Raw genomic sequence first — 13,088 nt, 5'->3', positions numbered from 1 at the left:
CCCATAACGTCCAAGTGATCCCTCACGCCTAGGAGCGCTGATGTCCTCACCCCGAAGATCGGCACCGCGCAGGTCGGCCGCGCACCTCGCGCTGGCCCTCTGCGTCGCGGTCTCGCTCTGCACGCCGCCCGCGCAGGCCGCCGGAACCGCCCCGGCGCCCGCCCGGGAGCCGGTCGAGCTCGTCGAGCTCCGCACCGAGACCACGCGGGTGTTCGCGAACCCGTCCGGCACCAGGACGTTGGAGCAGTACGCGGCCCCGGTGCGGACCCGGAATGCCGGGGCCTGGGTGCCGATCGACACCTCGCTCACCCGTGCCGCCGACGGTTCGATCAGTCCACGTGCGACGGTCACCGGGCTCCGGCTCTCCGGTGGCGGAACGGGGCCGTTGGTGACGGTCGAGCGCGACGGCCGGGAAGTGGCGCTGTCCTGGCCGGACGCCCTGCCCGCGCCGCGACTCGACGGTGACACCGCGACCTATCCCGAGGTGCTGCCAGGGGTGGACCTGCGGGTGCGGGCCGACTCCGACGGGTTCTCGCAGGTGCTCGTGGTCCGCGACGCCGCAGCGGCGGCCAACCCGGCGCTGCGGGCGATCAGGTACGGCACGGCGACCAAGGGCCTGACCATCAGACCCGGCGCCGACGGTGCGACGGCCGCGGTGGACGACACCGGGCGGGTCGTGTTCGCCTCGGACACCCCGATGATGTGGGACTCGCCCCGCCAACGGGTCGCGGCGGCGGGCAAGGCGCCGAAGGGCCGGGAGCGCGCGATGGACCTGCGCGTCGGCGAGGACGAGCTGGTGGTCACGCCGGACCCGGCGATGCTGACCGGCCCCGACACCACCTTCCCGCTCTACCTCGACCCGTCGTTCAGCGCCGGGCAGAACCGGTGGAGTTACGTCAACAGGGACTCGCCGGGCACGTCGTACTGGAGCACCAAGGAGACCAACAAGGCCAAGGTCGGCAAGACCTGGGGCACCGCCGGGCTGTACCGGTCGTTGTTCCAGATGAACTCCGGCGCGATCGCCGGCTCGAAGATCACCCGCGCGTGGTTCTCCATCACGATGGACCACTCCGCCGCCTGCGCGGCGACCTCGGTCGACCTGTGGAGCACCAAGGCGATCGCCCCCGAGGTGCCGTTGACCTGGAACAACTCCGGCAGCCACTGGTTGACCTACCTGGCCTCGGCGAAGGGGACCGCCAACGAGTCGACGGCGTGCCCGAAGCCGGACTTCCCGATGGAGTTCTCGTCGGCCGCGCTCACCAAGGTGGTGCAGGACGCCGCGACCGCCAACAAGGACACGGTGGCGTTCGGCCTCCGGATCGACGCGGACGTCGAGACCAGCCAGGACCAGTGGAAGTACTTCTACGCGAACACGGCCAGGATCAACGTCGAGTACAACTCCAGGCCGCGAGTGCCGACCGGCGTCGGCACGGTGCCGCCCAAGCCGTGCGGCACGGCGACCGCCCCGACCCCGTTCAACACCGGCACGCCGACGTTCTCCGGCGTCCTGTCCGACCCCGAGGGCGACAACGTGTCCGGCATCCTGGAGATCCTTCAGGGCGACACCGTGATCGCCACGTCGACCACGCCCCTGATCGGCTCCGGAGGCGCGGTGAGCTGGCCGTCGCTGACGCCCGGCGCGTTGCCGGAGGACCAGCCCGGCACCGTGTTCAACTACCGGGCGCGCGCCAAGGACGCCGCGTTGACCAGCCCGGACACCACGCGGTGCTACTTCACCGTCGACACGGTCGAGCCGGACGCGCCGAGCGTGACGTCGGCCGACTACCCGAACGGCACGGCGGTCCGCGCCGTGGGGGAGACGGGCGTCGTGACCTTCCACCGCGCCGCCGCCGACACCGACATCGCCGGGTACCGGTACGGCTTCCAGCCCGACCGCGTGCTGTCGTGGGTCGGCGCGGAGGCGGACGGGCGCGCGAGCGTGCCCATCACCCTGTGGTCCGACTCGCCCGGCGGGACCATCGGGATCAACCGGACGCTGTACGTGCGGGCCGTCGACCGGGCCGGTCACCCAAGCCTCGACCTGACCAGCTGGAACCTCACCGCCACACCCCGCGCGGTCACGACCCCACCGGTCCGCGGCGACACGAACGGCGACCGGCGCGCGGACGTGACGACCGTGTTCGACCAGGGTGACGGCCGCACGGCCGCCTGGAACTTCATCTCCACCGGCGCCGGGTTCACGGCCGGGCACATCGGCTGGGACGGCGGCGTGAACGGCGGCTTCCCGGCGCACCGGACGATCAACGTCCGCGGCGACTTCACCGGCGACGGGCGCGGCGACGTCGCGGTCTTCCGGGAGGATCCCGACCGTCGGGTCCGGCTCTACTTGCTGCGCTCGGACGGCAACCGCTTCGTGGTGGAAGGCGAGTCCTGGTCGGGCACGACCTACCGGCTGTCGTACCTGAAGGTGGTCGCCGGCGACTTCGACGGCGACGGCGACGACGACATCGCGGCCTTCCAGGGCTACCAGGGCGAGCAGACCAAGCTCTGGGTGCACACCGCGAACGGCGGCCGGTTCGGCGAGCCGGCGCTGCGGTGGGACAGCGGGGCGGCCAAACTGGACGTGACCACGACGAGCTTCGTCGCGGGTGACTTCGACGGCGACGGCCGCGCCGACCTCGGCCAGCTGCGCGGCTACGACGGCGCGCGGACCGAGCTGTGGGTCCAGCACGGCTTCGCCGACCCGGTGGTGCGCTGGGACAGCGGCGCGGGCAACCTCAACCGCGCGAGCGCGACCTTCGTCGCCGCCGACGTGAACGGTGACGGCGCGCGGCGGGACGAGGTCGTGGTCATGTCCGACCGCGGCGGCAACACCGCCCGGCTGAACGTGCTCGCCCCCGGCGACGGCGCGTGGACGGACCAGGTCTGGTGGACCGGCACGTCCTTCGACACCAACGCGGCGGTCGTGTCGGCCGGTGACTTCTCCGGCGACGGCAAAGCCGACGTGGCCGCGCTGTACGCGACGGGCGACGGCAACCGCCGCGTCTACACGTTCACGTCGACCGGAACGTCGTTCGCGGACAAGCGCGCCGACTGGGAGGGCCGGATCGGCGACACCACGACACCGTTCTACGTCGAGCCGGGCAGGGTGTACCGGATCCACCCCAAGCACAGCGAGAAGTGCATCGGCGTCGCGAACACCGCCAAGGACACCGTGCTGACCCAGTCCGACTGCGTGATCGGCAACAAGAACCAGCAGTTCACCGTCGAGCGGCAGGGCGCCACGGACTACTTCATGCTCCGGGTCGTCTCGTCGAAGCTGTGCGCGGACGTGAAGACGTGGCAGCACACCGACGACGTGCCGCTGCTGCAGTGGACCTGCAACGGCGCCGGTTTCCCGCAGGCCAACCAGCAGTTCCTCTTCGACTACGTCGAGGGCAGCGGCGTGGACGTCGCGGTCCGGCCCCGGCCCGCGCACAGCTTGAAGTGCCTGGACATCAGCGGTGCGAGCCAGGGCAACGGCGCCGCCCTGATCCAGTGGACGTGCGGCGACGCCACGAAGTCCAACCAGCTCTTCTACCTGCGTCCGGAACCGTGACGTTCCGGGGAGCGGGCTCCTGCCGCGACGAGTCGCGCACCGCGGGCACCGGGGCCACCACGGCCTCGGGCCCGCGGTGCGCGGGCAACACCACCTCGTAGTCCGCGTGCTGTCACTCGGCGCCTATGCTGGTTTCATGCGCGGGGGCCGCAGGGGGACCATCCCGGCGTTGGACACCGCGGCGGCCGTCGCGATGGTCGCGACGGCCTGGCTGGTCGGCCGGCAGTACGCGCCCACGAGCTGGGGCGCCGACCCGGTGGCCTACGGGCTCACCGCGGCGATCTTCCTGCCGTTCGCGCTGCGCAGGCGTGCCCCGGTGCTCGCCCTGGCGACGAGCACCTCGGCGCTGGTCGCGTTCCTGGCACTGGGCTACGACCAGCTCGCGTTGAACTTCTGGGGACCGGTGCTCCTGCTCTACACGGTCGCGGCGCTGCGCCCGCCCAGGGTCACCGCCCGGTGCACCGCGGCGGTCGTGCTGACGTTGCTGTGGGCGGCGCTGGTGGCGGACCTGCCCTGGTACATCGCGGTGGCCGAAGCCGTGGTGATCCCGACGGTCGCGTGGGCCATGGGCAACGTCGGGCGTGAGCTGGCGCTGCGCAACCGGCAGCTCGCCGTGCTCACCGAGCAGCTGCGGACCGAGCAGGAGCTGCGCACCGAGCGCGCGCTGACCGAGGAGAGGTTGCGCATCGCGCGGGAGCTGCACGACGTGGTCGCGCACCACATGTCGGTGATCGCCGTGCAGACCGGGTTGGCCGGGTACGTCTTCGACGACGACCCGACGACCGCGCGTGCCGCGGTGGACACCATCGGCGCCACCAGCCGGGAGGCGCTGCGGGAGATGCGCCGCCTGCTGATGCTGCTGCGCACCGCCGACGAGCCCGGCGACAGCGCGCTGAACCTGGCGCACCTGCCCGAGCTGGTCGAGCGCCTGCGCGCGACGGGCCTGCCGGTCACCCTCGACCTGACGCCGTCGGAGGTCGAGCGGCTGCCGCCGGGACTCCAGCTGTGCGCCTACCGGGTCGTCCAGGAGGCGCTCACCAACGTCATCAAGCACGCCGGGCTCGCCGCCACGGTCGTGCGGGTGCGCCACGAGGCCGACCAGCTCACCGTGCGCGTCGCCAACGAGCCGGGAACACCGTCGGCGAGCGACTCGGGCGCGGGGCTCGGCCTGATCACCATGACCGAGCGCGCCGCGCTCTACCAGGGAACACTGTCCGCGGGCCCCCGGGCGGACGGCGGTTTCGTGGTCGAACTCACGCTGCCGACGGCCCTCGACCCGACGGCGCCGACGATATAAGTGTCGGTGATGAGGGGATCACGCGAGGCCACGGTCCTGGTCGTCGACGACGAGGTGCTGATCCGCGCCGGCTTGGCCGCCCTGCTGCGCGCCGCGCCGGGCCTGGAGGTCGTCGGCGAGGCGGCGGACGGTTACGAGGCCGTGGCGCTCGCCGCGCAGACCCGTCCCGACGTGATCCTGATGGACATCAGGATGCCCGGCGCGGATGGCATCACGGCCACCGAGCGCATCCTGGCCGACGCGCCCGACCCCAAACCGCGCGTCATCGTGCTGACCACGTTCGACCTGGACGAGTACGTCTACGCCGCGCTGCGCGCCGGGGCGTCCGGCTTCCTGCTGAAGGAGACCGAGCCGCACCAGGTGATCGCCGCGGTGGAGACCGTCGCCGCCGGGGACGTGCTGTTCGCGCCGTCGGTCATGCACCGGCTGGTCGAGGCGTACGTCCGGCAGCCGCGCCGCGTCCCGACGCCGGCCCCTCCGAGCCTGGGCCAGTTGACCCCGCGGGAGCTGGAGATCCTCCGGCTCGTGGCGACCGGCCGGACCAACCACGACATCGCAGACGTGCTCACCGTCAGCGAGGCCACGATCAAGACGCACCTCAACCGCACCATGATGAAACTCGGCCTCACCAGCCGGGCGCAAGCCGTGGTGGTCGCCTACGAGACCGGCCTGATCACCCCTCGCAACCAGGCTTGATCCGTGGGTCAGGAGGTGCCGCGGGCCTGGAGGTGCCAGAGCTGGGGCCCGGCGCCGGTGCAGTTCCAGAGCTGCGCTTGGACGCCGTTGTTGAGCGTGCCCTGCGGGATGTCGAGGCAGAGGTCCTCGTCGTTCTGCGCTGTGAACAGGTAGGCGGAGCGGCCCGTCCGGGATGGCTTCCAGTTCTGCGCCCCGGTGTTGTTGCAGCTCCAGAGCTGGATCCTGTCGCCGGGGTCCACCGAGATGTTGCCGTTGGGCATGTCGACGCACGTGGTGGGTGACGAGCCGGCCTTCGTGACGGCGAACAGGCCGCTTCCCCGGGCGACCGCCTTGAACTCCTGGGCCGCCCTGGTGTCGTCGCAGGGCTGCTGCACGACCCGGGTCCCGTCAGCGGTCGAGTTCCCTTCCGCGGTGAGGCACTTCCCGCTCTTCAGGTTGACGATCCGGTAGGTCACCGCGGTGCTGATACCGGCGCTGTCCAACGAGCCGTAGGTCGTTCCCGTGGCGAAGAACGCCTCGCAGCGGTCGTCGACCCGATCGGTCGTGAGGTGCAGCACACTCCTGCCGTCCGCGGACGGCAGGAGTGGTGAGCTGTAGTTCTGGCACGTCGTGTGCGCTTCGTCGGCGCCGAAATCCGTGATCTTCACGGGTGAGTCGAGCTCGTACCAGCGGCCCAGCCCGTTGCTGGTGTTGGCGAAGATCGTGCTCCCGCTCTGCGGGTGCAGGACCGGGGCGGGACCGGTGTCGGGGTCGCCCTCGGTGTCGGCGCCGCGCACGAGCCGCCCGATCAGGAGCAGCCGCCCGTTGGGACCTCCTCCGGGCGCCCAGGCGAGCGTGGGCGCGTGGGCGAAGTGCTTGCCGTCGGCGGTTCTCGCGATCGTCCCGCGATCCGTCGGGGCGCCCCAGTCCCAGCCGTCGGGCGAGGTGCGGGTGTAGATCCGGCACCCGTGGCCGGCCTCTCCCACCGGCCCGATGTTGCAGTACTCGTAGGCCATGGCGGACGTGCCGTTCGGCAGCCGCCGCACGACGGCCATCCCGGGGGAGTCCTCCTTGGCGAGGTCTTCGTCGTCGTAGGCGTCCACCGCGACGGTGTTGACCGTCGGTCCCCAGGTTTCGCCGCCGTCGGTGGATCGCTTGCGGGCGAGTGCCTGCCCGTACCTGGGCTGCTGGGTCTTGTCGGAGAAGTGGACCACGAGTTCACCCGCGTTGGTCACCGCGAACTCCGGTTCCCACACGCCGTGGCCCACGGTCCCGGTCACGAGCGGCGTGCTCACCTGGCGCCAGACGCGGCCGTGGTCGGCGCTCTTCCACGCCACGATCCTGGAGTTCGGGTTCGGCCGGTCGCGCCCACCCCGGAAGGTGTTGATCGAAGTGGCCCAGATCAGGGTGCCGGCCGGGTCCGCGCCGAGTGGCCGGGGGAACTCGAACAGCGTCGAGTTGCCGGACCACTCGCCTGCGGCCGGTCGGGTCTGGATGGTCGCGATCGGGTGGAACGAAGCACCGCCGTCGGTGCTCTCGTGGATCGTCCCGCTGTCGGTGGTGTTGGTCGAGGCGAGGATCCGTCCTCGATGTGCGGCGTCGGCGTGCTCCAGCCTGATCACCCGCGGATACGACGACGTCCCGTCGGTGAGGGCGACACCGCCGGGAGCGTTCACGGGGGTCAGCAGCGCGGCGGTGACGAGCCCGACGAGTACGAGCATCGTGACTCCCTTCGGGGATCTCGATCTGGTTCACCGACCACCTGGTGGTCAGGGGTTCTGCACGCCTGGGCGGCCTTCTTCGATGACGAAGGACCGTTGGGTCGACGCCGCCGCGCCCCGCGTCGTGATCTTCGGGACGACGCGGAAGTCCACGTCGATCCGGGTCTGGCTCACCTTGGTGCGGACGTAACCCCGGTGCTGGGAGTGGAACTTCAGGTGGGGGTTGTGGGCGCCGTGCGGGATCGTGGTGCTGTCCGTGCCGTCGCCTCCCGACGAGACCGAACTGGTGACGAGCTCCGTGCCCACGACCGGTGCGCCGGGGTTGGTGTAGTCGATCTTGAGGTTGTTGGCCCACGCCCGGTGCACGTCTCCGGTCAGCACCACCGGGTTGCGCACGCCGCGCTGCACCCAGCCCTTCTGGATGCGGTCGCGTGAGGCCGGGTAGCCGTCCCACGCGTCCATGTTGCCCGCGTCGCCCGCGTCGACCTGGCGGGCGAAGAACACCTGCTGGCCCATCACGTCCCAGATGCCGTGACGCCGGCCCAGGCCGTCCAGCAGCCAGTTCTCCTGCGTCGTGCCGGGCAGGCTGCGCGCGGGGTCGCCGGCCGGGGGGCAGTACCGCCACCCGTCGCCACACGCCTGGTCGTGGCGGTACTGCCGGGTGTCGAGCAGGTGGAACGTGGCCAACCCGCCCCAGCGGATCCGGCGGTACAGCAGGATGTCCGCGCCGTTGGGCTTGGCCCCGCCGCGCAGCGGCATGTTCTCGTAGTACGCGCGGTAGGCGTCGGCTCGTCGCTGCTTCCACTGCGCCGCGGTGAGTGTCGGGGAGTTGTTCGCGCGCGTCGTGTTCGCGTAGTTGTTCTCCACCTCGTGGTCGTCGGGAACGACCAGCCAGGGAGCGGCGGCGTGCGCGGCTTGGAGGTCGGTGTCGGTCTTGTACTGGGCGTAGCGCCGCCGGTAGTCGGCGAGGCTCACGATCTCCGCGCCCACGTGGTGCCTGACCCCGTCGTCGCCGGCGCCTCCCTCGTAGATGTAGTCGCCCAGGTGCAGGACGAGGTCCGGCCGGTCCTCGGCGATCCTCCGGTACACGGTGTAATAGCCGTCTTCGTAGTGCGCGCACGACGTGAACGCCATCAGCAGGTCGCGGCCCACGACGTCGAACGCGGGTGCGGTGCGGGTGGTGCCGACGGGGGAGAGGTGACCGCCCGTGCGGAACCGGTAGTAGTACGCGTAGTCGGGCTGGAGGCCGTGCACTTCCACGTGCACCGAGTGGGCGTCGGTATAGTGCGCCGTCACCGTCCCGCTTTGCACGACGTCGGCGAACAGCTCGTCGGTGGCGACCTGCCACTCCACGTCCACGGACTGGTTGGGCATCCCGCCGTGCCCGTCGCCGTTGAGCGGGGTCGGCGCGAGCCTGGTCCACAGCACCACACCGTCGGGCAGCGGGTCGCCCGACGCGACGCCGAGGGTGAACGGGAACGCCAGGGCGGCCGACGCGTTGCCGCTCCAGCCCAGCGCACCGGCGGTGGCGATGCCACCGAGGACGAAGATGCGGCGGTTGAACTGGGTCATGTCCGGCCCCTAGCGAGGTGAGTCGAGGTTGTCGTTGAGCACGTGCGCGCCACCCGCGATCGGGGCGCCCGGTCCGAAGCCGGACGGTGTGCCGATCTCCGCGCGGGTGAGTCGTCGCGAGCCGGTGACCGCGAGGGCGTCGCCGGACAGCCGGATCGTCAGCAGGAACAGCGCGCCGGTCTGCGTCGAACCGCCCTCCCACGGGGTCGCGACGACGAGTTCCGGTGTGCCGTCACCGGTGAGGTCGAGGATGCGCAGGCCGTAGCCGAACCCCTCGCCGGGCTGTTCGTCGCCGTTGATCGGCGCCGCGTTCTGGCCGAAGGCGGTCGGTGCGGTGGCCAGCAGCCCGTTCGGGGAGCCGCGGAACAGGAACACGCTCCCGGCGCGGGTGTTCTCCTTGATCGCGCCGGCGGCGAGGTCGTCGACCTTGTCCCCGTCGAGGTCGCCGACGGCCAGCGCGCCGCCGAAGTGGTCGCCCGCCTCGGTCCCTCCCGGAACGGACGGGGTGTCCTGGTCGATCACCTGGACGCCGCCGGTCAGCCCGGTCCGGGCTCCGCGCACGGCGACCAGCGCGCCGGAGAACGCCGGCCCGCCACGCCGGTGGTCGGCCTGCACCACCAGGTCGGCGTTGGCGCCGCCGTGGAACTTGCCGATCACCACGCTGCGCCACTTCCCGGCGGTGGCCGCCACGCCCACGCTCACGTATGACGACGCGGTCGCGGCCAGGCCGTTGGCCGAGCCGTGCAGCAGGTGCACCGAGCCCCAGGCGCCGGTCGTCCCCGTGATCACCTCGCCGGCCGACAGGACGGCGAGGTCGTCGCGGTTGTCGCCCGTCACGTCGCCCGCGGCCAGCGCCCACCCCATCAGGTCGCCGGCTTCGGCCGCGCCGGCGAGGTCCGGGTCGTCCTGGTGGAATCCGGCCACACCACGGGTGGCGAGCCCACCGCCGCCACCGTAGAAGACCCAGGCGCCACCGGCGCGGGCCTTGGTCTCGATCGCCTCGCCCGGTGCGCCGACACCGAGGTCGGCGTACCCGTCGCCGTTGAAGTCACCGGCTGCCAGCGACGCGCCGAACAGGTCACCGGCCTCCACCGCCCCGGGCACGTCCGCGGTGTCCTGCGTGATCGTGCTCAGGGCGCCGCTGATGGTCCGCAGGTAGGGCGCGGTGCTCCGGCCGTAGAGGACGGACACCGCGCCCGCGCCCGCCATGCCGTTCACCGACTCGCCGGGGTTGCCGATCGCCACGTCGGCGAGGCCGTCGCCGTTGAAGTCCCCGGTCGCCAGGGCGGCGCCGAACCGGTCGTCGGCCTCCATGCCCGACCCGACGCCCGTGGCGTTCTGGTTGACCAGCGCCGCCGGCGCGCCGGGCAGCACCGTCCCGCCCGGGACGACCTGGACGGAACCACCGAGGTCGTGCGGCATGAGGTGGGTGTCGCCGCTGTAGGTCAGCTGTGCGCCCGTGGACATCACGAGGTCGGCGACGCCATCACCGTTCACGTCCGCGCGGGCCGCCGCCGGGGTCTGCGCTGCCGCCGCAGCCGGCGTGAGGGCGGATCCGAGCGTGACCGCCACGACAAGTGGGACAAGCGATCTCTGCATCGACACGGGTGCGACGCTAAGAACGGGCCGCGACCGCCGACAAGCCTTTCCGCCACGCTGGAAAGGGTCCGCCGGAACGGACCCGTTCGCCTTGGATCCACTTCGGGAGGTGCATGCGAGCGGCCGGTCTGACGGGTGATCGGTGTGGTGGGTGCGCCGGACGTGCCAGAGGGTCGATCGTCACCTGTTTCCGTTGCAGAACAACGAAAACGGGTGTTCAGGGTCGGGGGATGCTGGCGACGAAGTGCTCGTCGCCGCTGTGGATGAGGGTGATGTCGACCCGCGTGAAGCCGCCGGCCGGGCCCGGCTCGGTCCAGCCGAAGGGCTTGACGCCGTTGGACGCCGTCCGCGTCTGGACGTTGAGCAGCCTGGACGCCTGATAGAACTCGAACTGGACCGTGGTGCTGCCCGCGGTCTCGTAGTCGAACACGTCGCCGATCACGCCCACCGAGCGGTTGTACCAGGTCAGATCACCGACCACGCCGCCCCGGTTGGTCCAGGTGCCGCTGAAGGGGGACGTCGGCTCGGCGACGGCCGCGGTCGGGGCCACCAGCAGGGCCAGGGCGGTCAGGGTGGCACACGCGGCGAGGCGTTTCATGCTGCTCCTTTTCGAGGCGATTCCCGGCGGGAAGCATAGCCGCGGTCTCGGTGTCCGGAGCGCGTTTGCGCGCGATCCGCGTGCGTGACATGCCCTTCGCGCCGGCCCGTCGAGGAGCGGTGGGGTGGGCGCCGGGCTCGGCGGGCGCGCCGAGAAGCGACCTGGCCCACCTGGAACGGCTGCGGCGGCCGGCCCTGCTGGTCGTCGACTACGCCGAGACCAAACCCGAGCTGATCACCGTGCTGCTGGAGCACCTGCGCGCAATGAGTGGGAACACCCGGTCAAGTTGTTGCCACTGGCCCGTTCCACCAGTGCCTGGTGGCGGCTGTTGCGGAGCAGCACCGCTGCCGTCGAGGAAATCCAGGACAACGCGGAGGACCGGCGGCTGGCGGACCGGGTGTTGTCCCCCTGGCCGCCGAGAAGTGCTTCGACCGTGCGCTCACCAGGCTGGTGGGACTCCTGCCTGCCGTTCCCCGCAGCCGCGGTGTCGACTGGGCCACGGCGGCGTAGAAGGTTCAAGCCGGTGATTCGACCTCCGTGTCGATGTCGACACGGAGTTGCAGTTCTTTCGCGCTCCGCCGCGACGCTGTGCGACGTCACGGGCCAATGCGATCGATCCGGCGCGGCGGGGCGGCGGCCTGATCGACTCGTCGCGCCGGTGACGGCAGAAGATCGGTGCCGGATTCGTTCCAGAACCGCCGTGCCTCATTGAAGGCGAACACCTTGGAGGATCATGCGGACCTGCGAACACGCTGTAGGTGGGAGGTGTTCGAGGTGTTCGAGTCGACCTCGAACAGATCCGAACGCGCCACAACTTGTCCTGTGCGAAGCAGCACGTCACTGTTGATCGCAGGTGATCGACTCCGAGGGGGCGCGGCACGGTTGTGCCACGTCGGTCGATCCCTCCGCACACGCGACACCGGTGCGGTGTCGGGCGGCTCCGCCGCTCATGGGGCCGGGCTGTGCGCATATCGCGCCAAGAGCCCTGGTCGTGCGCACGCTGTTGGAATTCGATGAGGTTCCGTCGTCGTGAAGGGGTGTTGGGCGACAGCGTCGTTGTCCGTGCGGCTGAAACGTCGTGGAGAACGAGCGGAACCACTGGGGGTGTGGGGAAAAGGTGAGTACTGTTCAAGTCAACTTCGGTCTGCTCGGCCCGTTGGAGATCCGGCGGAACGGGCAGGTGGTTTCCGGTCCTTCGGGCAAGAAGCGATCCATGCTCGCGATGCTGTTGCTCCACCCCGAAGGCACGGTCACGAGGGACAGGCTGGCCGGCGAGCTGTGGGGCGACTTCCCGCCACCGTCGGCGGCGGCCAACCTGCGGACGCACGTCTCCGGGTTGCGGTCGTGGCTGGGAAAGCTGTTCCACGACGCCGCCGAGAGCGAACTGGTGAGCACCGGCACCGGCTGGGCGCTGAACATGACGAAGTGCGGGGAGGCCACGACGGACGTGGACCGCTTCGAGGTCGACCTGGCGCACGGCAGGAAGTTGGCCGATGACGGGCACCTCGTCGATGCGGAACCACTCCTGCGCCGGGCGGCGATGTCGTGCCGCGGCCTTCCGCTCCAGGACGTGCCGCAGGGTGCTCGGCTCGCAGCTCGCGCGGCCGTGCTGACCGCGCAGTGGCTCTCGGGCGTCGAGGAGTACGCGGACGTGCTGATCCAACTCGGCTCGTACGAGCACGCGCGCATAGTGCTGCACGAGTTGGTCGGCGCGCACCCTACCCGCGAACGGGCTTGGGGACAACTGATGATCGCCTGCTACCGCGACGGCGACCTGACCGCGGTGGTGAAGGCCTACCGCGGCGCGCGGGAGGCGTTGGTCGAAGAGCTCGGGGTCGAGCCGAGCGTCGAGTTCACCTCCCTCTACCAGGCGATCCTGCGGCGGGAAACGGCTTTGGAGGAGATCAGGCCGTTCCGGGTTGTGCGCCCGCCTGTGCGGAGGAGTGTGCGCGAACCGATGACCATGTAGTGGTGACGAATCCGTTCGAGGACCCCGACGGCACCTACCTGGTGCTGGTCAACCACGAGGAGCAGTACTCGCTGTGGCCGCAGTTCGCCGACGTGCCG

Annotated in this window: 9 protein-coding genes; 5 read left to right on the top strand and 4 right to left on the bottom strand. The window is 71.0% G+C overall.

The window, feature by feature from the left end; genetic code table 11:
* Positions 1 to 40 precede the first annotated feature (40 nt).
* From AB0H12_RS21600 to AB0H12_RS21590, 3 genes are all read left to right on the top strand, one after another.
* On the top strand, positions 41 to 3,559 hold the full coding sequence (locus AB0H12_RS21600; protein ID WP_499624657.1) for an RICIN domain-containing protein: 3,519 nt from the start codon (positions 41 to 43) through the stop codon (positions 3,557 to 3,559).
* Positions 3,560 to 3,695: 136 nt separating this feature from the next.
* The gene (locus AB0H12_RS21595) at positions 3,696 to 4,856 is read left to right on the top strand and encodes a sensor histidine kinase (protein ID WP_499624656.1); all 1,161 of its coding nucleotides are present in this window, start codon (positions 3,696 to 3,698) and stop codon (positions 4,854 to 4,856) included.
* Positions 4,857 to 4,865: 9 nt separating this feature from the next.
* The gene (locus tag AB0H12_RS21590; protein ID WP_499624655.1) at positions 4,866 to 5,552 is read left to right on the top strand and encodes a response regulator; all 687 of its coding nucleotides are present in this window, start codon (positions 4,866 to 4,868) and stop codon (positions 5,550 to 5,552) included.
* Positions 5,553 to 5,560: 8 nt separating this feature from the next.
* On the opposite strand, the gene AB0H12_RS21585 is transcribed toward AB0H12_RS21590, so the two are convergent.
* From AB0H12_RS21585 to AB0H12_RS21570, 4 genes are all read right to left on the bottom strand, one after another.
* Positions 5,561 to 7,252, bottom strand: a complete 1,692-nt coding sequence (locus AB0H12_RS21585) for an RICIN domain-containing protein (protein ID WP_499624654.1) — start codon at positions 7,250 to 7,252, stop codon at positions 5,561 to 5,563.
* A 48-nt stretch (positions 7,253 to 7,300) separates the two neighbouring features.
* Positions 7,301 to 8,824 carry an alkaline phosphatase D family protein gene (locus AB0H12_RS21580; RefSeq protein WP_499624653.1) on the bottom strand — a complete coding sequence of 508 codons (1,524 nt, stop codon included), beginning with the start codon at positions 8,822 to 8,824 and terminating at the stop codon, positions 7,301 to 7,303.
* A gap of 9 nt (positions 8,825 to 8,833) precedes the next feature.
* On the bottom strand, positions 8,834 to 10,396 hold the full coding sequence (locus AB0H12_RS21575) for a hypothetical protein (protein WP_499624652.1): 1,563 nt from the start codon (positions 10,394 to 10,396) through the stop codon (positions 8,834 to 8,836).
* 244 nt (positions 10,397 to 10,640) lie between these two features.
* On the bottom strand, positions 10,641 to 11,021 hold the full coding sequence (locus tag AB0H12_RS21570; RefSeq protein WP_499624651.1) for a hypothetical protein: 381 nt from the start codon (positions 11,019 to 11,021) through the stop codon (positions 10,641 to 10,643).
* A 1,117-nt stretch (positions 11,022 to 12,138) separates the two neighbouring features.
* On the opposite strand from AB0H12_RS21570, the gene AB0H12_RS21565 reads away from it, so the two are divergent.
* Positions 12,139 to 12,990 carry an AfsR/SARP family transcriptional regulator gene (locus AB0H12_RS21565; protein ID WP_499624650.1) on the top strand — a complete coding sequence of 284 codons (852 nt, stop codon included), beginning with the start codon at positions 12,139 to 12,141 and terminating at the stop codon, positions 12,988 to 12,990.
* A 2-nt stretch (positions 12,991 to 12,992) separates the two neighbouring features.
* The coding region (locus tag AB0H12_RS21560) for an MbtH family protein (protein ID WP_499624959.1) at positions 12,993 to 13,088 on the top strand (96 nt) is incomplete at its 3' end.

This window comes from Actinosynnema sp. NPDC023794, assembly GCF_040639675.1.
Lineage (GTDB): Bacteria > Actinomycetota > Actinomycetes > Mycobacteriales > Pseudonocardiaceae > Actinosynnema > Actinosynnema luteola.
This window is presented reverse-complemented; position numbering and strand designations above follow the sequence as displayed.

What these genes read in the sequence shown, in the direction of transcription:
- AB0H12_RS21600 (WP_499624657.1), top strand. Translation starts at nt 41, where the DNA reads ATGTCCTCACCCCGAAGATCGGCACCGCGCAGGTCGGCCGCGCACCTC.
- AB0H12_RS21595 (WP_499624656.1), top strand. Translation starts at nt 3,696, where the DNA reads ATGCGCGGGGGCCGCAGGGGGACCATCCCGGCGTTGGACACCGCGGCG.
- AB0H12_RS21590 (WP_499624655.1), top strand. Translation starts at nt 4,866, where the DNA reads ATGAGGGGATCACGCGAGGCCACGGTCCTGGTCGTCGACGACGAGGTG.
- AB0H12_RS21585 (WP_499624654.1), bottom strand. Translation starts at nt 7,252, where the DNA reads ATGCTCGTACTCGTCGGGCTCGTCACCGCCGCGCTGCTGACCCCCGTG.
- AB0H12_RS21580 (WP_499624653.1), bottom strand. Translation starts at nt 8,824, where the DNA reads ATGACCCAGTTCAACCGCCGCATCTTCGTCCTCGGTGGCATCGCCACC.
- AB0H12_RS21570 (WP_499624651.1), bottom strand. Translation starts at nt 11,021, where the DNA reads ATGAAACGCCTCGCCGCGTGTGCCACCCTGACCGCCCTGGCCCTGCTG.